The sequence below is a fragment of the Terriglobus roseus genome (assembly GCF_900105625.1).
In the GTDB taxonomy this organism is placed as follows: domain Bacteria; phylum Acidobacteriota; class Terriglobia; order Terriglobales; family Acidobacteriaceae; genus Terriglobus; species Terriglobus roseus_B.
On sequence record NZ_FNSD01000001.1, the window covers coordinates 4,376,011 to 4,395,323 of the forward strand.

Consider the following 19,313-nt stretch of genomic DNA (forward strand, 5'->3'; position numbering starts at 1 on the left):
AATTCTGTGAGGGACTCACTTGCTGATGGCGCTACGTGGATCATTCTCCGTATTGCTAGGTTTGCTGTTCGTCGCAGGTCCTGTCGCTGCGCAAACGGTCAGTCCAACGCGACAAAGCTTCGAGGTGACCACGGTTCGTCCGGCAAAGCCGGACAGCACAGGGCAAAGCTGGCATACGCAGAACAACCGCACAGACATGGAGAACTTCACCTTGCGACACCTGATCCGCAATGCCTACCGGCTGAAGGTTGACTCGCAGGTGCTGGGCGGGCCGGAGTGGATGGACAAGGATCACTTCGATATCACGGCGAAGATGGACGACGAGGACTTTCGGAGGACGAAGGCGCTCCCGGCCTCGGAGTCGGGCCGTGTGAGTGCGCAACTGCAGCAGTCGTTGCTGGCGGAGCGGTTTGACCTCCCCGCTTCTGTTGAGCAGCGTTCCATGCCGGTGTATGCGCTGGTGCTTGATGCCCCCGGTAACAAGTTAGTCAGGTCCGCGGATCCGCCCTTGAAGGACGGCGAGTTGAAGCCGGAGGTGGAGCACATCATTTCAATGCGTACTCGCGACCACGACATGCACCTGGAGGCAAAGAGCATCACAATGGCCGATCTAACCGGGCTACTCTCGGATCGGTACGAGACAGGGCATCGTGTGGTGGTGGACCAGACCGGGCTGACGGGGAACTTCGACTTCAAGCTGGACTGGGCACAGGACAACGGTTCGGGGATTGCGGCCGATGCGACGCAGCCGGGACTCATCATGGCACTCCGGGAGCAGCTTGGTCTCCGATTGGAGAAGCAGGAGCGAGACGTTCCGGTGGTGGTCGTGCAGTCTGCCGCTCTTCCACAGTTTGATTGACGGCGTTTAAGCCTCGGCGGAGCGAACGGCCCCATTGAGCGAGTCTTGTAAGGAAAGTGTCGTTGGATCTTCCAACGGTGCCTGCCACGCTACGCGAACGCGGCTGAATGGCTTTGGGATGAGGAAGCGGTCCCAGGAGCGAAGGGTCCACGCGGATTCCGGATGCAGATGGAAGCAGGATGCGCTACTGTGGGCGCGCTGCGCGATGGCTGCCGCTCCGTCCTTTGCCACGTAGACAGGGCCTCGCGGCCCGTCTGCGGTAATGGCTACTTTGTAGCCGGCCTTGCGGGCGCGCGTGGCGGCGAGCAGGCCGGCGGCGCCGCCGCGTGAACTGGAGCCGCGCACCGGCACGAAGCCCAGGCGCTCCACCAGGCGAGCGATGAGTTCGCCGTCGAATGAGGCAGAGATGAGGATGCGAATGCCGAGCCCGCGGTAGCGCCAGGCTGCCAGCAGCAGTGCGCGATGCCAGAAGACGTAGACCTCCGCTTCCTGCGGGAAGCGGTCTGCGGGGCGGGCACCGGGTGCGTCCCGATCTTTGAAGCGCAGCGTGGAGCCCAGCAGGTGCAGCAGGAAGGAGGCGAGAGGTGGCACGATGGTCAGCAGCAGCCGCTGCTGACGCGTGAATTGCAGGCCGCCGGTATCTCGGGGTTCCGCACTTGCCTGTTGGGGAGAGGGCACGGGAATATTGTAGGTTGCGTGCGATGAAAGTGGCTGCACGGAATACAGACTTGAAAGACACGCAGTAGCGCTTAGACTGGATGCAATCCCCCGCACCGATGAGTGAAACCGTCCCAAAGACTGACTTGCCGACTCTGCCTTCGACAACGTCGGACGCGGTGATGCCTGCTGACATCCGCGATGACCTGCGCTACATGCTGGATCACCTGCCGGACGGCGTCATCTTCCTGGATGAGGAGTGGCGGATCACCTACGCGAATGAGCAGGCGCGCCGTATCAGCCGCATTCGCCCGGAACATCTGAACAGCAAGTCACACTGGGAGCTCTATCCGGCCACCGTGGGGACCGAGCAGGAGCGGAAGTACCACCGCGTCATGCACGAGCGGACGACCGAGGAGCTTGAGTTCTACTACGAGCCTTTCGAGGTCTGGATCAAGCTGCGAGCGCTGCCCATCGCCAGCGGTATCGCGGTCTACTACCAGGACGTGACCGAGCTGCGGAATTCCCAGCGCGCCGCTGAGTTGGCCGCGGCGCGCCTTCGGCAGGTCTTTGATGTGACGTCCGACGCCATTGTCACGTTGAACCGCGAGTGGCGTTACACCTTTGTCAATCGGCGCGCGAAGGACCTGCTGGGAAGCGGCGATGAGCTGCTCGACCAGACTGTGTGGCATTTCTTCCCAGAGACTGTCTATCCCGGCTCGCCTTACGTCGAAAACTTTTATCGCACGATGGTGCAGCGCGAGGCGACGATCTTTGAGGCCTACTACCCCGAGCCACTGAACAAGTGGCTGCGGCTGGAGTGTCAGCCCTCCGAAGAGGGCATTGCCATCTTCTTTCGGGATATCACTCAGAGCAAGAAGTTTGAGCATGCACTGCGCGCGCAGCAGGCGGAGACGGAGCGGCAGCGAGCGGAGCTTGAGGCGATCTACCGCACGGCGCCTGTCGGCCTGATTCTCTTTGAGCCGACGGAGCTGCGGTATGCCCGCATCAACGATCGCCAGGCAGAGATGATGGGTCTGCCGCGGGAGGCAGTCATCGGGCGGCGCGTGGAGGAGATCGTGAAGTCGCCGGTCGCACTTGAGAATCTGCGCAAGGTGGCCCAGGGCGGCGTTGTCACGGACTTCACCTATGAGACAGGCTTCATCGGTCGCCCGGGCGAGTCGCAGGCCTTTAATGTGAACTATTCGCCTGTCTTCGATGAGGACGGTAAGGTCCGGGCCATCAGCGTCGCTGCGCTGGATGTTACGCAGCTGCGCAAGGCCGAGCGGGCTCTGATTCAGAGCGAGAAGCTGGCGGCGGTGGGACGCCTGGCCTCTTCCATCTCGCATGAGATCAACAACCCGCTTGAGGCAGTGACGAATCTGCTGTACCTGATTGCGACGGATGCCGCGTTGCCCGAGTCGCTGAAGACGTATGTGCATGCGGCGCAGGACGAACTCTCGCGCGTCTCCCAGATTGCCACGCAGACTCTGCGCTTCCATCGCCAGTCCAACAAGCCGACCGAGGTAACTCCCGCGCAACTGGTGGATGCGGTGCTGAACCTCTTCGCGGGCCGTTTGAGCAACAGCGGCATCCACGTGGAAGCGTCCTACGCGACGGCAACGAAGATCCTGTGCTTCGAGAACGATATACGGCAGGTACTGAACAACCTGATCGCCAATGCCATTGACGCGATGCGCACGGGCGGCCGCCTGGTGATTCGCGCGCACGACGCGCGGCACCGCATGCTCGGAACGCCGGGGATTCGCATTATCGTCGCCGATAACGGCTCCGGCATGTCGGCGGAGACGCAGCGCCGTCTCTTCGAGCCCTTCTATACGACCAAGGATCTCAATGGAACGGGCCTGGGCCTTTGGATCTCGAAGGAGATTGTGGAACGTCACGGAGGCGAGTTGAATGTGCGATCGACGCAGGAGCCGCAGCGGCAGGGCACTGTCTTCTCGCTCTTCCTGCCGCTCGAGCGTCGGTCCGTGAAGCGCGAGGAATCTCCTGTTGCCCGGATTCCTGCGTGAGCCTGCGTTAGCATTACGGCTGAGCTTTTAAGTTTTTTGAGAGAAGGGTAGCCCAGCATGGAGATGACGTCGCAGGCAATTCTGCCCTGCACGCTGGTAGTGCCCTGCTACAACGAGGAACTGCGGTTTCGTGAAGACGCGTTCTCAGCCTTCCTGGCTGCAGAACCCGACGTCACGCTGCTGTTCGTAAACGATGGCAGCCGCGACGGCACGCTGGCGCGGCTGCAGGCCTTTTGCGCGGCACACGCCGGCCGCTGCGACGTACTGGATGTGCAGCCGAACGGCGGCAAAGGTGAGGCAGTGCGGCGCGGCATGCTGCATGCTCTGCTCACCGCCGCAAATGGTTCGCTGGTTGGCTTCTGGGACGCTGACCTGGCCACGCCACTGGATGCTTATGATGACTTTCGCCTGATCCTGGAGACGCTGCCGGAGATCGAGATGGTCTTCGGATCGCGCATCCAGCTGCTGGGCCGCCACGTCAGCCGCAATCCCATGCGTCACTATGCGGGCCGCGTCTTTGCGACGACTGTCTCCGTGGTGTTGGGTTTACCTATCTACGACTCGCAGTGTGGCGCCAAGGTATTTCGTGTGTCAGGCGTGCTGCGTGAGGTGATGGCACGACCGTTCGTCTCGCGCTGGATCTTTGATGTTGAGGTGCTGGCGCGCTTCCTTGCTGTGTGGCGCGCGGGGAGCGTCCACCCGGAGACCCGCATCTACGAACTGCCGCTGAAGGTGTGGATCGATGTGCCGGGATCGAAAGTCCACTTCAGTGACTTCGTCCGTTCCTTCACGGATCTGATCAAGATCCGAGGCAGCTTCCCGCCGGGGCATGGACCGAAGGGCCGGTAAGTTCTCAGTTCGTGATCGAGTTAGAGGGGTGGGGTATCGCGCCTCAGCGCTAAAGTTCCGCGCGAGAACAAAACGTTCGCGCAAGCGCGAACACCCCAACCTTCGCGAAAAACCGCGAAAGGTTGGGTACCCGTCTTCGCCGCTCCTACAACTTTGCGATCTGCGCTGTCAGGTCGGCGATCAGGTCGTCAGCATCCTCGATGCCACAGGAGATTCGCAGCAGGTCTTCCGGGATGCCGCGTGCTGCCCGCTGATCTGCAGGGACGCTTGCGTGGGACATTCCGTATGGAATGCTGATCGACGAGTTCACGCTGCCGAAGCTCACGGCGATTTTGAAGAGCTCAAGACCCCCCGCAATCTGCTTCGCTGCCGCAGGGGAACCTGCGCGGAAGGTCAGCAGAACGCCGGCACCAGTCGCCTGAGCTGCCTGCACTGCGTAAGCGGCATCCCCTTGCAAGCCAGGGTAGGCGACTTCCAGTTGAGGGTAGTGCAGGTGCAGGTGTTCGGCGATGCGTTGCGCATTGGCCTGTTGCGCATCGATGCGGAGCTTCAGCGTCTTGAGGCCACGCAGCAGCAGGAAACAGTCCATCGGGCCGAGCGCTGTGCCCTCCGCGTTTTGGAGGAAGTAGATTTCTTTCGCCAGCGCTTCATCTTTCACGACCACTGCGCCTGCCATCACATCGCTGTGGCCGCAAAGCAGCTTGGTGCCGGAGTGGATGACGATGTCGGCACCGAGTGCGAGAGGCTGCTGCAGGTAGGGCGACATCGCGGAGCTGTCGACACAGAACAGTAGGCCGCAATCCTTGGCAACGGCCGCGAGGGCGCGGAGGTCAAGCACGCGCAGCAGGGGATTGGTAGGGGACTCGACGTAGAGCATACGCGTCGCGGGCCCAACGGCTGCTCGCACGGCGTCGATATCGGTTCCATCGACCAGTCGAACGGTAACGCCGGCGCGACGCACCACGCTGTCAAACAGACGGCTTGCGCCGCCATAGAGATCCCAGTCCGCCACAATTTCGTCGCCAGCCTTCAGCAGCCGCGTGACGGTGGCGATGGCGGTCATGCCGCTGGAGAAGGCGAAGCCACGGGCTCCGCCCTCAAGCGCAGCCATGTGGTCTTCCAGTACCCGCCGCGTCGGATTGCCGGATCGGGAATAGTCGTACTCGCCGAAACTGTCCGCGTGCTCCTGTTCAAAGGTGGCCGTCTGGTAGATGGGCGTGGCCATCGGACGGTAGGGATCCTTTGGTGCCGGGTCGAAGTGGACGAGGCGTGTGGCGGTCTTCATTCGCCACTTCCGGCGGTGTTGCCGTTGAAGGTGGCAGCGAAGGCCTGCTCGAAGTCTTTGATGAGGTCCTTCGGCGACTCCAGGCCTACGGAAAGGCGGATGAGACGGTCGGGGATGCCGAGGGCTTCGCGCTGTTCCAGCGGCAGGTCGCAGTGCGAGGCCGTGGCGGGATTGGTCACAAGCGTCTCGACGGAGCCGAGGCTCTCCGCGCAGGTGCAGAGGCGCAGCGCGTCAATGAAGTGCAGCGAGTCGACGGTATTGGCCGCCAGTTCGAAGGACATCATGCCGCCGAAGCCTGTCTGCTGCTTCTCGGCGAGTGCCTTCTGCGGGAAGGAGTCGAGGCCGGGATAGTTGACCTTATGAACCAGCGGGTGCTGCTCCAGCCAGGTTGCTACGGCCATGGCGTTCGAGCAGTGCATGGCAAGACGTGCAGGCAGAGTCTTGACGCCCTGCAGCGCAAGCCACGCATCGAACGGCGGCTGGATGCTGCCGATGGTCTTGCGCACCAGGCGCATACGCTCTACGAGCGCTTCGTTGTGCGTCGCGAGCGAGCCGCCGATGGTCGCGTTGTGCCCATCGATGTACTTTGTCGTGGACAGCATGGAGACGTCCGCGCCAAGGTTAAGGCAGTTCTGCAGCAGCGGCGTCAGGAAGGTGTTGTCAACGGCGACGAGGATGTCCTTGTGCGAATGCGCCATCTCCGACAGTGCGCGAACGTCGCTCAGCTTCAGCGTCGGATTCGCAGGCGTCTCAAGGAAGAGGAGGCGTGTGTTCGATTTGATCGCCTTTTCCGTGTCTTCCACGCTCGCGGTGTTGGCGAAGGTGTACTCGATGCCGAAGTTGCCGAGCACCTGGTGGAAGAGCCGCGAGGTACCGCCGTAATTGACATCGCTCAGGATGACGTGATCACCGGCCTTGAGCATAGAGAGGCAGAGCGTCGTGATGGCCGACATGCCGCTGCGGAAGCAGAGCGCGTGTTCCGTTCCTTCAATGGCGGCGATCGCCTGCTCCAGCGCGTTGACCGTGGGGTTCGCACCGCGAGAGTAGCCGTATCCCTTGGTGACGCCCACGCTCTCGTGGATGTAGGTCGCCGTCTGATGGATGGGGAAGAGGATCGAGTTCGACTGCTTTTCGTAGCTCCGGTTGCTGTGGATGACGAGTGTCGATGGATCGAAGTCCGGGCGGTCTGGCAACATGCTTCTCCCTGCGTGCGGTTGTTCACCGCGTACATCAATCTTCTTATTTCAGCACATACGTTGGATCGACGCGGGTGATGCGGCGATTCGTCGATTGCGTCGTTACGCCGGGAGATCGCGAGCGTGTGTGAATTTCGCAGTCGCCGTCATCACGAGCCTCTCGCTCCGGTCCATGCCGCGCCGGTGAGCGCCTGTCGAGGCGCACTGAAGGCGCGGGCTTTCAGCTCGCAGACGTCGCGCTCCATAACCTTAAACAGAGAAGGGAGGCCGATGTGGCCTCCCTTCCTGGTGTTCGTATTCGAGCGATCTAGACGATGGCGAGTGCGGCGCCTTCCATCTGCTCGTCGCCTTCCTGCGCGACGGGACGGTAGAAGAGCTTGTCGCCCGACAGGTAGACCTCAAGGAACGCCGGCCGTGCTGTGATCTGGCCCGCGATCAGCGCCTCGGAGAGCGGATCTTCCACGTAGCGCTGGAGGGCGCGGCGTAGCGGACGCGCGCCGTAGCTGCGGTCGACGAGTGTCTTGTCGAGGATCCACTTCTTGGCCTCGTCGTTGACGCTGATAGTGATGGCCTTGTGCACCAGGTTGGTGTTGAGGTTCTGCACCAGCAGCTCCAGGATCTGCATCAGGTCCGCATCCGATAGCGACGTGAAGACGATGATCTCGTCCAGGCGGTTGATGAATTCAGGGTTGAAGGTACGCTTCACTTCCGCCTTCACCATCTCCTCCATCTTCTCCAGAACAATCTCTTCCTTGTTCGAGGCGAAGCCGAGGCCTTCACGCTTCATCAGGTGCTTGGCGCCGATGTTCGACGTCATGATGAGGATCGTGTTCTTGAAGTCGACGGTGTTGCCCAGGCCGTCGGTCAGGTGGCCGTCTTCAAAGACCTGCAACAGCAAGTTAAAGACATCCGGATGCGCCTTCTCGATTTCGTCGAGGAGCACGACCGAATATGGCGACCGCTTGACGCGCTCGGTGAGCTGACCGCCCTCTTCGTAACCAACGTAGCCCGGAGGCGAACCGATCAGCTTGCTGATCGAGTGCTTCTCCATGAACTCCGACATATCGAAGCGGATGAGGCTCTTGTCGCTGCCGAAGAGGAACTGCGCCAGAGTGCGCGCCATCTCCGTTTTGCCGACGCCGGTGGGTCCGAGGAAGAGGAAGGAACCGATGGGACGCGCAGGGTTCTTGAGGCCCGCACGCGAACGGCGGATGGCGCGGGAGAGGGCACTGATCGCCTTCTCCTGGCTGATGACACGCTTGTGGAGTTCTTCCTCCACGCGCATCAGCTTCGACATCTCTTCTTCCTTCAGCGAGTTGATGGGTACGCCCGTCCAGCGGCTGACCACGTCCTCAATGTCTTCCTTGGTCACAATGCCCGAGGAGGAATCGTCAAGGTGGTACTTGTCACGCAGGGCGCGAAGGTTCTCACGCTCTTTACGCTCTTCGTCGCTGTAGAAGCGCGCCTTCTCGAACTCGTGGTTCGCGATGGCGTTCTCCATGCGGTGCACGATGAACTTGATGCGCTTCTGGACCTCAGTCAGTTCGTCGGGCAGGGTGGTCTGGCGTAGTTTCACGCGAGCGCCCGCCTCGTCGATCAGATCGATGGCCTTGTCCGGCAGGAAACGGTCCGGGATGTACCGCGAGGAATGCGTGACGGAGTAGGTGATGGCCTCATCCGTGTAGCTGACCGCGTGGAACTTCTCGTATTTGTCCTTGATGCCCATGATGATCTTGATGGCATCTTCTTCGTTGGGGGGCGGTACCTTCACAGCCTGGAAGCGCCGTTCCAGCGAGCGATCCTTTTCAATCGACTTGCGGAACTCCGCAGGGGTAGTGGCGCCGATGCACTGGATCTCGCCGCGCGAGAGTGCCGGCTTCAGGATATTGGCGGCGTCTAGCGATCCCTCGGCCGATCCAGCGCCCACCAGGGTGTGCAGCTCGTCAATGAAGACGATACTGTTCTGGTTCTCCATCAGTTCTTTCATGATGGTCTTCAGGCGCTCTTCGAATTGGCCGCGGTACTTGGTGCCCGCAACGATCAGCGAAAGGTCGAGCGACAGGACGCGCTTATCCGCCAGAAAGCTGGGGACTTCGCCGTCGGCGATCTTCTGCGCCAGACCTTCGACGATTGCCGTCTTACCCACGCCAGGCTCGCCGATGAGGACCGGGTTGTTCTTGGTCCGGCGGCAGAGAATTTGGATGACGCGATCGACTTCCGTGTCACGGCCCACCAGCGGATCCAGCTGCTGATCCATGGCGGCCTGCGTCAGGTCACGGGAGAACTCGGCGAGCATGCTCTGTTCGCCACCGCCGCCCTGCTGCTGGGCGCGGCCCTGCTTGCCGCTTCCCTGCTGTGCCGCCGGCTTCTCCTGCGTGGTGCGCTGGAGTTCTTCTCGGATGGTAGGAAGGCGCAGGCCACGCTCCATCAGGATCTCCGCGGCGAAGCACTTCTCTTCGCGCAGCAGACCCAGCAGGAGGTGCTCCGTGCCAATGTGTTTGTGGCTCAGCCGCTCGGCTTCCTCTGCGGCGTAGGCCAGAACACGCTTGCACTCGTTGGAGAGGGGGAGATCGACCGAAGTCGAAACCTTCTCACGAATGGTCGTGTGTCCTTCAATCTGTTTGCGGATGGACTCCACCGAGGCGTGCGATCGGAGGAACCGGTTGGTCAGCGCCTTGTCCTCGCGGAGCAGGCCCAGCAACAGGTGCTCCGTCTCGATGTAGGGCGAGCCAAATTGACTTGCTTCGTAACGCGCAAAGAAGATCACGCGCCGCGCTTTTTCGGTGTAACGCTCGAACATGCTCCCCCTTAGCCCTCATGCTGCGGCGTGCTGCCGCTTCTGAGGCCATTGGTTCACCGCTCGTTCCCGCATCACGCGCTAAAGCGTTCGATGCGGGAACCCCTAGAACAAACTCCGCCGAAGGCACGCCGGCGAAGCTGCTCCCACATCTCAAAGTGCGACCAGTGTACCGAACCCGGCACGTTGTGCGCATTTGCCCTGAAACTTAGGCAAAACCTTATCAGGCAATCACACTCCTGAAACCTGTTTATTGGACGCATCCTGTGGGAAAACGATGCGTAACCGCTACGGCGTAGCGGTCGTTCGTTGACAGCACGCATAAAGCGAACCAAAGCAGGGCGCCGTGCGCGTTTCAGCCGACCAGTTGTCCCTCGCGCAGTACCAGCGTGCGGTCGCAGCGGGCGGCAATCGCCATGTTGTGCGTGACCATGACTGTGCTGACGCCGTGTGAGGCGTGCAGACGGTTCAGGAGATCGAAGATGGCGTCGCCAGTCGCGGCGTCCAGATTGCCGGTAGGCTCGTCGGCCAACAGCAGGCGCGGTTCCGTCACCAGGGCGCGCGCCAGCGAGACGCGCTGCTGCTCGCCGCCGGAGAGTTCGCCGGCCCGATGGGTTGCGCGGTCGGCCAAGCCGACCTCTGCGAGCCACTTGCGGGCCTTCCGGCGGGCGTCAGCCTGCGATTCGCCCCGGGCCAGCAGCGGCATGGCGACGTTTTCCTCGGCGGTGAACTCCGGCAGCAGGTAATGCGCCTGCCAGACATAGCCGATGGTGCGGTTCCGGAAGTCGGCCTGCTGCTGTGGCTTTAGAGAGGCGAGGGAAGTACCGTCGATGACGACATCGCCGGAAGTGGGCGAATCCATGGCTGCCAGCAGGTGCAAAAGGGTGCTCTTCCCTGCGCCACTGGCGCCGACGATGGCCAGCATCTCGCCACGCGCGACGGTGAAGCTAAGTTCGCGAAAGAGCGCGAGCTCGCCGCGGCCGGTGGTGTAGCTCTTCGTGAGCGCGTCGACGGTTACCAGTGGCGTCGCATGGAGTGGTGTCGGGTCGGGCATCTATCCTCATCGTAGAGGAGACACGATGCATCCTGCTGTCGAAAGCTTCCTGGCGAAGCCCGCCGCTGACGCCCCGGCGGGCCCACTGCGTGCCCTATGGCATGCCGCCCACGGCGACTGGACCGCCGCACACGAGATCGCACAGGCCAGCGAAGACCGCGATTCGGCCTGGGTGCACGCGTATCTGCACCGCGAAGAAGGCGATCAATGGAATGCGGAGTACTGGTATCGGCGAGCGGGTAAGCCCGTGTTCAAGGGTTCGCTGGAAGACGAGCGGGAAGCGATGATCGCTACGCTGCTCGTCTAGCCAGCGTTTGTCGCAATGGCCGTGACCAGCTTTGCCTGCAACTCCGGCAGTTCCGCGCTCTCCAGCACATCTCCATCTCGCGTCAGGTAGAAGACGTCGATGGCGGTGTCGCCTTCGGTGTCGATGACGGCAACCTCAATGTTTGCGCGGGCCTCGCCGATGGTGGTGCTGATGGCATAGAGCAGACCGGGAAGATCCTGCGCAACGACCTGCAGGACTGTCGAGTGAGACGAAGACTCCGTGTCGAACTCCACGGAGGTCTGCACATCGACGAGCGGGGCGCGGCGGCGGGATCGCTTGCGGTTGGCGATCATCTTCTCGGCCACGGCTGGGTCCGCGATCGCGTCATGCAGGTTCTGCACCAGGCGTTCGCGTTCGGACGGGTTCATCTCCAGCGTCTTGAAGCTGTCGGTGAAGCGGAAGCTGTCGACGACGATACCGTGCGCGTTGCTGAAGGCATCTGCCGTGATGATGTTCATGCCCCACGCTGCCAGCACGCCGGCTATGCGCGCGAAGAGCAACTGGCGATCGGGTGTGACCAGCGTGATCTCACTGCGGTCAGCGCGCCATACGAAGTCAAGCTGCACTGCGTCGATGCTGAGCTTTTTGCTCATCAGGTAATGCGTGCGGATCTGCTCGGGCGAGCGGGTGCGCAGGTAGCGTTGCGGGAAGCCTTCCAGGAAGTGCATCACGTCGCGGCTTTCGCCCTGCAGCAGTTGCGCGACGCGCAGGACGAGTTCGCTGCTGACGCGCAGGTCGACGCGCTCTTCGTCGATGTTGCGGTCGAGGTGGTTTGACGTGGCGATGTACAGGCGCCACAAGTTCTCAGCCTTCCACGGCGTCAGCGCGTCGGGGTGGACCGCGTGGATGTCCGCAAAGGTGAAGAGTGTGATCATGCGCAGCTCTTCGGGCGTCTGGATCTTCGCCGCGAAGCCGCGGATGGTCTCTGCGTCAAAGATGTCGCGGCGCAGGGCAGCGCTCATCTCCAGGTGATTCTGGATCAGGCCCAGGACGAGCCCTGCTTCGTAGTCATCCAATTCAAGCCGCGCCACAACGCTCTTCGCCAGGCGCGCGCTTTCCGTGGTGTGTTCGCCGGTCGACCGGCCCTTGCCCGTGTCATGCAGCAGCGACGCGAGATAGAGCAGATCGGCATGCTGCAGGTCGCGCAGGATGGCGGCGAAGCGACGCTTCCACTCTGCCATGGGGCCTTCCCCAGGCGTGAAGAGGCCGTGCAGTGTGTCGATCAGCACGAAGGTGTGTTCGTCCACGGTGTAGCGGTGATAAGCGTCGCGGATGACGAGCGCATCGATCCCGTGAAATTCCGGGATCAGCAGTTCGAGGATGCCCAGCGCGTGCATCGAGCGCAGTGCCTGACCGGCGTACCGGCCGAGCAGGATCAACCGCAGCTTGTGCCAGAGCGCAGTACCCTCTTCCAGTTGAGACGACAGGACCGGAACGGCTTCTTCGAGCCGAACTTCTGCCACGTTGCTGAGTGGCGCTCCGGTCTCCGCGATGGTCTGGAAGGCGAGCAGCATCACCTCTGGATCGCACGCGGGATCGTACGTGCCGCTGGCGTCGTCGACCATGATGCGACCGCGTTCCAGCCGCATGCCCGGCGTTTCCGGAGGAACGCTGCGCTTCAACAGATCTCGCGAGATCTTCAGCAGCGATTTCTGCTTGGGCAACGCATCGATCTGCTGCTCCAGCCTCCGGGCGATCACACGCGCGTGGCGGAAGTAGAGTTGCATCCAGTGCGCCGCATCGCGAGGCAGGCCGCTTGGAACGCCGATACCATCCGCGGCCGCAGCGTCCTGCGTCTTCCAGTCGAGCGCGTTGCTGTCGCGGCCGTTGCGCAGATGCAGGAAGCAACGAACAGCAGCAAGAAAATCGAATGCCTCGCGGAACTCCGTCATCGGTGACGGTTCATCCTTCGTCAGCCTCGCGAGCCAGCCGCAGACATGCGCATCGCGCAGCCCGCCGGGGCACTCCTTGATGTTTGGCTCCAGGTGGAAGAGTGTGTTGCCGTAACGGGCGTGACGCTCGCGTGTCAGTTCGGCGACGCGCTGGATAAGACCCTTCCGCTCGCGGTCCAGCAGTTTCGGCACGCATTCGTCCGTCAGTTTGCGGGAGAGCGCGACGTCGCCCGCGACCTGCCGTGCGTCGAGCAGGGAGAGCGTGAACTCCGCATTGTCGCTGTCGTACTTCTCACATTCGGAGAGGACGCGTGTCGTTGCGGCAACGCGAATCTCGCTGTCCCAAAGCTGCTGATTAATCCGCTTGATCGGATCCTTCGCGCTCTTTTCTTTCGCGGCATCTTCCACGATGAACAACAGATCGAGGTCCGAAGCAGGGAAGAGCTCCTGGCGTCCGTAGCCGCCGACGGCCAGCACGGCGATGCCGCTCTGCAGGCGCTCTTCGGTGGCCTCAGCCGCCTGCCACAGCGCGCGGACCAGCGCGTCGGCTGCGGCAGCACGCGCATGAACCAGCGCCACGCCCGTTGTTGCGCGAGCACTAAATTGGCCTCGCAGGGTGGCCATGCTGTGGAGGTACTGTTGCCGGGGCGCGGCGGTGTCGTCTGCCATGCCCTTACCTTCTCATGCTTTCCGACTTCTTTCTAGAAGCAGCTCTCAGTGGGAGTCCGCAATCTCCCGCGGGCTGAAGCGGCGATAGAGCAATGGCAGCACGAAGAGCGTCAGCAGCGTCGCGGTGACAAGGCCGCCGATGACGACGACCGCCAAAGGTCTCTGGACCTCGGCGCCGCGCGAGTTTGCAAGGGCCATCGGAACGAAGCCGAGCGAAGCCACGAGGGCTGTGATGAGCACGGGTCTCAAGCGGTCCGACGCGCCTTGTTGCACGGCTGTCTCAAGATCCTTACCGTCTTTACGCAGCGTGTTGATGTGCGACACCATCACAACGCCGTTCAGTACTGCAATGCCGAACAACGCGATAAATCCAACGCTGGCCGACAGGTTCAGGTTGATGCCGGTGATCCAAAGCGCAGCAATGCCGCCGACCAATGCCAGTGGAACGATGCAGAGGATGAGCAGCATCTGCCGGGCGTTGCGGAAGGTTGCATAAAGCAGCGCGGCGATGATGAGGATAGAAATGGGGAAGACGATGGCCAGGCGCTGCTGTGCGCGACTCTGGTTCTCGTACTGGCCACCCCACTCCAGCCGATAGCCGGTAGGAAGCTGCATGCCGCTCGCAATGGCCTTTTTGCAGTCGACGACGAAGCTGCCCAGGTCGCGCCCGTCCACGTTCGACGTAACGACAGCGCGGCGCGTAGCGTTTTCGCGATTGATGAGAATCGGGCCGCGCACTTCGCGGATCTCAGCAAGCTGATCGAGCCGCACGAGGTTCCCGCTGGGTGTCTTCATCTGGATCGCGCTCAGTTGCTCGGGGTCGTTGCGGAGGTTGGCGGGCAGCCGTAGTGCGATGGCGAATCGCTGCTGGCCGATCAGCATCTCGGAGACAGTCTTGCTGCCGTACAGCGACTCGATAAACTCACGAATGTCCGAGACGTTGATGCCGTAGCGTGCGATGGCATCCCGGTCGATGCGGATCTGAAGCTCCTCCGCTCCGGAGATAAGTTCCATCTGATTTTCGGAGGCGCCTTTGACGCCGCCGATGATGCGGTTGGCCTGGTGGCCAAGCTGTTCCAGCGTGTCAATGTCGCCACCGGTTTCGGGCGCAAAGATCTTGAGCGCTATGTCGCCGCGTGTGCCGGTGATCGTCTCATCCATGCGCATCTGCATGGGCTGGGTGAACTCGTAGTTCACGCCGGGAATCTTCTCCAGTTCTTTCTCAATGCGGTCGGAGAGCTCTTTGTGTTTGCTGGTGCTCGCTTCCTGAAATTTCGGTGTGAACGAGACGTAGGAGTCCGACTCGTACTCTCCCATGGCCTCAGTCGCCAGGTCGGGGCGACCCAGCTTGGTGACGACGCTGCTGATCTCGGGGAAGCTCTTGATGGTGCGTTCAATCTGCTGGCCGATGGCGACGGATTCCGTCAGTGAGATGCCGGGCAGTCGCTTGGAGGTGATGACCATGGAACCTTCGTCGAGCCGCGGCATGAACTCCGTGCCGATGAACTTGAGCGATCCGATGGCCAGGACGATGAGCACACCGGAGACGACGAAGATCCAGCGCGAGTACCGCTCCGAGCGCTTGAGCGCACTCTCGTAATGACGGCGAAGTTTGTCGAACCAGTTCGGCTGTTTCTCTTCGTGCTTCTCCCGTTCTTCCTTTGTCTGCTTCGCCTTATGACGCAGTGCGAAGGAACAGAGTGTGGGCACGATGAAGAGTGCGAGGAAGAGGGAACCCGCAAGCGCAGAGACGACCGTGACCGCCATGGGCCGGAACATGCGGCCTTCAAGGCTCTCCAGCGTAAGTACCGGCAGATAGACCGCGATGATGATGAGGACGCCGAAGGTAACGGGACGGGCGACCTCGATGGCGGCGTCGCGGATGATCTCCAGCAGCGGTCGCTGCTCGCCTGTCTCGACGCGATGGATGCAGTTCTCCACCATGACGACAGAACCGTCGACGATGGTGCCGAAGTCGATCGCGCCAAGGCTCATCAGGTTGATGGAGATACGGAAGGCACCCATCCCCAGGAAGCCAAAGAGCAGCGAGAGTGGGATGGTGACGGCAACGACGATGGCTGCGCGCCAGTCACCAAGGAAGAACAGCAGGATGACGATGACGAGGAACGCCGCCTCAATGAGGTTTTTCTTGACGGTGTGCGTCGTGGCGTTGATGACATCGCTCTGATCGTAGAAGGGGAGAATGCGTGCGCCGCCCGGCAGCTTGAGCGAGGCGACCTTTTCCTTCACCAGCTTGATGATCTGGTCGCCGTTTTCTCCGCGCAGGATGATGACCATACCGGAGACGGTCTCACCCTTGCCATCCTTCATGACGGCGCCGTGACGGGGCAGTGCCGATAGCTTCATCGTGGCGATCTGGTTCAGGTACGTCGGGATGCCATTGCGTGTGGTGACGACGATCTTTCCAAGGTCATCGAGCGACGTGGCGCGACCGATGCCGCGAATGGTGTATTGCTGCTCGGCGTGCTCGATGTAACTGCCGCCGAAGTTGTCGTTGTTCGACGAGACGGCGGTGACGACGTCGTGCAATGTGAGGTCATACCGGCGAAGGCTGTCAGGGTTGACCTCGATGGTGTACTGCTTGGTCTCGCCGCCCCAGGAGTTGATTTCGCTGACACCGGGAATGGAGAGCAGGTCATAGCGGATGACCCAGTCATGCAGCGTCTTGATGTCCATGGGGGACATCTTCGGAGCATCGACGGTGTACTGGTAGACCTCACCAAACGCCGTGGCCATGGGGCCAATCTGCGGTTGCAGACCCGCAGGGATGCGGCCCTGCACCTGGTTCAACCGCTCGGCGACAAGCTGGCGGACGAGGTACTTGTCCATGCTGTCATCGAAAATGACCGTGACCATGGAAAGGTCAAGCTTCGAAGTGGAGCGCACCATCTGCAGCTTTGGCATACCCATCAGCGATGTTTCGATTGGGTACGTCACAAGCTGCTCGACTTCAACAGGCGACAATCCCGGGCACTGCACCGTCACGACGACCTGGTTGTTCGTCAGGTCGGGGAAGGCCTCGATCGGCAGCTGGAACATCGTGTAGATGCCGCCTGCAATCAGGACGAGCAGCATCGCAGCCACGAGCCAGCGGTTGTCCAGCAGGAATGAGATGACCTTCTTCATCTGCGTTTAGCTGTCTCCCACGGTGCCCTTGAGCAGCTCGCCCTTCACCATGAACGATCCCTTGACTACGATGCGGTCACCCGGCTTCAGTCCCTGCACGATCTCCGCACGGCCCATGGAATGCGTGCCCAGCTTGACGACCTGTGGCCGGAAGGTAACGCCGTCGGCGGTCAGGAAGACGATCTGATTGCCGTTGATGTTCTGTAGCGCGTCCTCCGGAATGAAGACAGCAGTGCGTGTGGCGGACCCAGTGATGTGTGCCGCGGCAAACATGCCGGGACGCAGGCGCTGCGCGGGGTTGGGCAGCACGATGCGCACCGGAATGGTGCGCGTCTGCGGATCGAGTTCGCTACCGATCTGGCCGACACGGCCCGTAAAGGCGAGGTCGGGAAAACCCTGCGTGGTGACGTCGGCAGCAGCGCCGTTGTGCAGCAGGCTGATGTCCTTTTCGTTCGCCGAGGCTGTAACCCACACCGTGGAGAGGTCGGAGATCAGAAACGCCTCATCGCCCGTGTTGACGACCTGGCCCACGGTGAGCGAACGCGTGAGGACGATGCCGTCGATGGGAGAGCGGATGGGCACGAGTTCGCGGTTGTAGAGGTTGTTTGCGTTCAGGCTTTCGGGCGCGACCTGCAGCAGTTCCGAGAGATGTTCGCGCTCCATGTGGACGCTGGCCTCGGCATCGGAGAGACTCTGCTTTGCCTGTAGCAGATCCTGCTCAGACTTCTGCTTTTCTTCCAGCGATGCTGCCTGGATGCCGTACAGCTTCGCATAGCGATCACGGGCCTGCGTGGCGAAGGTGACGGCTCCCTTCGCACGATCCACCGCGGCGAAGGCCTGCAGGAGAGCGCCGACCGTCTCATGCACGGAATGGCTATGGACCTCGCCCAGTGTTTGACCCCGGTGAACGACCGCGCCCGGCAGAACATTCAGTGCCGTGATGCGACCGTCCGCGATGACGCCGACGTGCGAGGTACGCTGATCATTCGGAACCACCTGACCGTTGAGTGTCAGGAGCTGCGGAACCGTCGCGGTTTCAACCGGCGCAATGGAGATACCGGCCTTTTGCTGGTCGGCGGCCTGGATCTTTACAGCGTCGCTGCTGCCACCCATGCTGTCCGGTTCGCCGCTTTTGCTGTCACCCTTCTTCGAAGAGGCCTGCTGATCGGAACCCTTTGCGCTGCCGCTGTCGCTCTTCGAGCAGGCGAGGAGCGAGAGGCAGAGGAGGGCTGCGGGGATGAGGCGTGCGTGCGCGTTCATGGGCGCTCTCCTGTGGCGATCTGCAGGCGGAAGGCGCTCTGTTGATACTCGGTGAGGGTTTTCAGTGCGGTAATCTCAACGTCGATCTCGGTGCGTTCGGCGTCAATGTAGCGCAGCAGGTCGACACCGCCGATGCGGTAGGCCTCGGTCATGATGGTCAGGTTCTGGCGAGCACGGTAACGCATGTCGGGCAGTGTGTGTTGCACAATCTCAAGCTGCTGCTGATAGCTGACGCGAGCGGCATCGATGTCAGCTTTCGCGGCCATCTGCGCCTGGCGTAACTGGTCTTCTGCGAGACGAACCTGTGCCTGCGCTCGTTCGATCTCGCCCTGGTTCCGATTACGGACCGGAAGTTGGATGTTCATGGCGGTGTAGAGCGTGTTGTCCGCGCTGTTGCGCTTGTAGCCTGCAGAAAGGTCGAGGTCCGGTGTCGCGACGGCATGTTGGAGCCGCAAATTCGCCTGGGCCGACGCGAGTTGCTGTTCCGCGATCTTCAGATCGTAGCGGCGGCTCAGGGCCGTCTGCACGTCGACAGGCGGCAGCATCTGCACGTTGGCGATGTCATCCGTCAGGCGGATCGTGCTGAAGTCCTGGCGGCCGATCTGGCGGAAGAGTTCCGCACGGGCAAGAGCAGCGTCGCGTTGCGCGGTCTGCAGCGATAGGTAGACACGGTCGCGTTCGATCTGTACGCGAATCAGGTCGACACCTCGCATGGCTCCCTGGTCGACCCGCTCTTTGTGATAGCGGACAATCTCGTCCACGCCGGCGATGTCCTGCTGCAGCAAGTCCACGATGGACTGGGCGCTGACAGCCTTCCAATAGCTCGCGGCGACACTGGCGATGAATTGCTGCCGCTTCAGATCGCGTTCCGTCTGAGCGACGTGCAGGTCAGCTTCCGCTACGCCAACACGCTTCCTGCGCTTGCCATCGAGCTCGAAGGTTTGCATCAGGTACCCATAGTCCTCGGTCTGGGTGGTGAAAGAGAACTGCGAGTCCCAGGGACGGAGGTCTTCTGACTGCAGATAGAGTCGCGGATTAAGACCAAGCCCTGCCTGTCGTACCTGGGCTCGGGACTCGTTCAATTGCTCGTCGAAGACCTGGGCGGCAGGGCTGGAGAGGGCAGAGGTGATTGCATCTGTAAGGCTCAGAGGCTGCTGTGCAATCAGGTGAGGCAAAGCGAAGAGCGCGGCGGCAGTCGCGTAACCGAACGTGCGGGCACGCAGAGATTTGCTTTCCCCACTGCGCCTGCATGACTCTGGTCTGGACATCCCGGTTTCTTCCTGGCTC

At 61.7% G+C, this 19,313-nt stretch carries 13 protein-coding genes; 4 read left to right on the forward strand and 9 right to left on the reverse strand.

All coding sequences use genetic code 11. The features are described from left to right. Positions 1-25: 25 nt before the first annotated feature. Positions 26-859: a TIGR03435 family protein gene (locus tag BLW03_RS18175; protein ID WP_083350635.1), complete on the forward strand. Its 834-nt coding sequence runs from the start codon at positions 26-28 to the stop codon at positions 857-859. 6 nt (positions 860-865) lie between these two features. Here the strand turns inward: BLW03_RS18175 and BLW03_RS18180 are convergent, their stop codons facing one another. Further along, positions 866-1,537, reverse strand: coding sequence for a lysophospholipid acyltransferase family protein (locus tag BLW03_RS18180; RefSeq protein ID WP_244502152.1), 672 nt, complete (start codon positions 1,535-1,537; stop codon positions 866-868). A gap of 98 nt (positions 1,538-1,635) precedes the next feature. On the opposite strand from BLW03_RS18180, the gene BLW03_RS18185 reads away from it, so the two are divergent. Beyond that, the gene (locus BLW03_RS18185; RefSeq protein ID WP_074655414.1) at positions 1,636-3,549 is read left to right on the forward strand and encodes a PAS domain-containing sensor histidine kinase; all 1,914 of its coding nucleotides are present in this window, start codon (positions 1,636-1,638) and stop codon (positions 3,547-3,549) included. A gap of 57 nt (positions 3,550-3,606) precedes the next feature. Further along, positions 3,607-4,398: a glycosyltransferase gene (locus BLW03_RS18190; RefSeq protein WP_083350637.1), complete on the forward strand. Its 792-nt coding sequence runs from the start codon at positions 3,607-3,609 to the stop codon at positions 4,396-4,398. Positions 4,399-4,543: 145 nt separating this feature from the next. Here the strand turns inward: BLW03_RS18190 and BLW03_RS18195 are convergent, their stop codons facing one another. The 4 genes from BLW03_RS18195 to BLW03_RS18210 form a co-directional block, all read right to left on the reverse strand. Beyond that, positions 4,544-5,683, reverse strand: a complete 1,140-nt coding sequence (locus BLW03_RS18195; RefSeq protein WP_074655415.1) for a trans-sulfuration enzyme family protein — start codon at positions 5,681-5,683, stop codon at positions 4,544-4,546. Further along, positions 5,680-6,879 carry a trans-sulfuration enzyme family protein gene (locus tag BLW03_RS18200; RefSeq protein WP_170835080.1) on the reverse strand — a complete coding sequence of 400 codons (1,200 nt, stop codon included), beginning with the start codon at positions 6,877-6,879 and terminating at the stop codon, positions 5,680-5,682. Before BLW03_RS18200 ends, BLW03_RS18195 begins: the two co-directional genes overlap by 4 nt. Before the next feature lie 307 nt (positions 6,880-7,186). Further along, the gene (locus tag BLW03_RS18205; protein WP_074655416.1) at positions 7,187-9,679 is read right to left on the reverse strand and encodes an ATP-dependent Clp protease ATP-binding subunit; all 2,493 of its coding nucleotides are present in this window, start codon (positions 9,677-9,679) and stop codon (positions 7,187-7,189) included. A gap of 352 nt (positions 9,680-10,031) precedes the next feature. Beyond that, positions 10,032-10,730: an ABC transporter ATP-binding protein gene (locus BLW03_RS18210; protein WP_074655417.1), complete on the reverse strand. Its 699-nt coding sequence runs from the start codon at positions 10,728-10,730 to the stop codon at positions 10,032-10,034. Between the two features lie 25 nt (positions 10,731-10,755). On the opposite strand from BLW03_RS18210, the gene BLW03_RS18215 reads away from it, so the two are divergent. Continuing rightward, complete coding sequence (locus BLW03_RS18215) at positions 10,756-11,037, forward strand: hypothetical protein (protein WP_074655418.1); 282 nt, start codon at positions 10,756-10,758, stop codon at positions 11,035-11,037. Here the strand turns inward: BLW03_RS18215 and glnD are convergent. The 4 genes from glnD to BLW03_RS18235 are packed head-to-tail and all read right to left on the reverse strand — an operon-like array spanning position 11,034 to position 19,294. Further along, positions 11,034-13,619, reverse strand: a complete 2,586-nt coding sequence (gene glnD, locus BLW03_RS18220; protein ID WP_074655419.1) for a [protein-PII] uridylyltransferase — start codon at positions 13,617-13,619, stop codon at positions 11,034-11,036. The genes BLW03_RS18215 and glnD overlap by 4 nt on opposite strands. A gap of 45 nt (positions 13,620-13,664) precedes the next feature. Further along, the gene (locus tag BLW03_RS18225; RefSeq protein WP_074655420.1) at positions 13,665-16,766 is read right to left on the reverse strand and encodes an efflux RND transporter permease subunit; all 3,102 of its coding nucleotides are present in this window, start codon (positions 16,764-16,766) and stop codon (positions 13,665-13,667) included. A gap of 6 nt (positions 16,767-16,772) precedes the next feature. Further along, positions 16,773-18,026, reverse strand: coding sequence for an efflux RND transporter periplasmic adaptor subunit (locus tag BLW03_RS18230; RefSeq protein ID WP_074655421.1), 1,254 nt, complete (start codon positions 18,024-18,026; stop codon positions 16,773-16,775). Further along, positions 18,023-19,294: a TolC family protein gene (locus BLW03_RS18235; protein WP_074655422.1), complete on the reverse strand. Its 1,272-nt coding sequence runs from the start codon at positions 19,292-19,294 to the stop codon at positions 18,023-18,025. Before BLW03_RS18235 ends, BLW03_RS18230 begins: the two co-directional genes overlap by 4 nt. Positions 19,295-19,313 lie beyond the last annotated feature (19 nt).

What these genes read in the sequence shown, in the direction of transcription:
- BLW03_RS18195 (WP_074655415.1), bottom strand. Translation starts at nt 5,683, where the DNA reads ATGAAGACCGCCACACGCCTCGTCCACTTCGACCCGGCACCAAAGGAT.
- BLW03_RS18185 (WP_074655414.1), top strand. Translation starts at nt 1,636, where the DNA reads ATGAGTGAAACCGTCCCAAAGACTGACTTGCCGACTCTGCCTTCGACA.
- BLW03_RS18190 (WP_083350637.1), top strand. Translation starts at nt 3,607, where the DNA reads ATGGAGATGACGTCGCAGGCAATTCTGCCCTGCACGCTGGTAGTGCCC.
- BLW03_RS18215 (WP_074655418.1), top strand. Translation starts at nt 10,756, where the DNA reads ATGCATCCTGCTGTCGAAAGCTTCCTGGCGAAGCCCGCCGCTGACGCC.
- BLW03_RS18210 (WP_074655417.1), bottom strand. Translation starts at nt 10,730, where the DNA reads ATGCCCGACCCGACACCACTCCATGCGACGCCACTGGTAACCGTCGAC.
- glnD (WP_074655419.1), bottom strand. Translation starts at nt 13,619, where the DNA reads ATGGCAGACGACACCGCCGCGCCCCGGCAACAGTACCTCCACAGCATG.
- BLW03_RS18230 (WP_074655421.1), bottom strand. Translation starts at nt 18,026, where the DNA reads ATGAACGCGCACGCACGCCTCATCCCCGCAGCCCTCCTCTGCCTCTCG.
- BLW03_RS18175 (WP_083350635.1), top strand. Translation starts at nt 26, where the DNA reads ATGGCGCTACGTGGATCATTCTCCGTATTGCTAGGTTTGCTGTTCGTC.
- BLW03_RS18200 (WP_170835080.1), bottom strand. Translation starts at nt 6,879, where the DNA reads ATGTTGCCAGACCGCCCGGACTTCGATCCATCGACACTCGTCATCCAC.
- BLW03_RS18225 (WP_074655420.1), bottom strand. Translation starts at nt 16,766, where the DNA reads ATGAAGAAGGTCATCTCATTCCTGCTGGACAACCGCTGGCTCGTGGCT.
- BLW03_RS18205 (WP_074655416.1), bottom strand. Translation starts at nt 9,679, where the DNA reads ATGTTCGAGCGTTACACCGAAAAAGCGCGGCGCGTGATCTTCTTTGCG.
- BLW03_RS18235 (WP_074655422.1), bottom strand. Translation starts at nt 19,294, where the DNA reads ATGTCCAGACCAGAGTCATGCAGGCGCAGTGGGGAAAGCAAATCTCTG.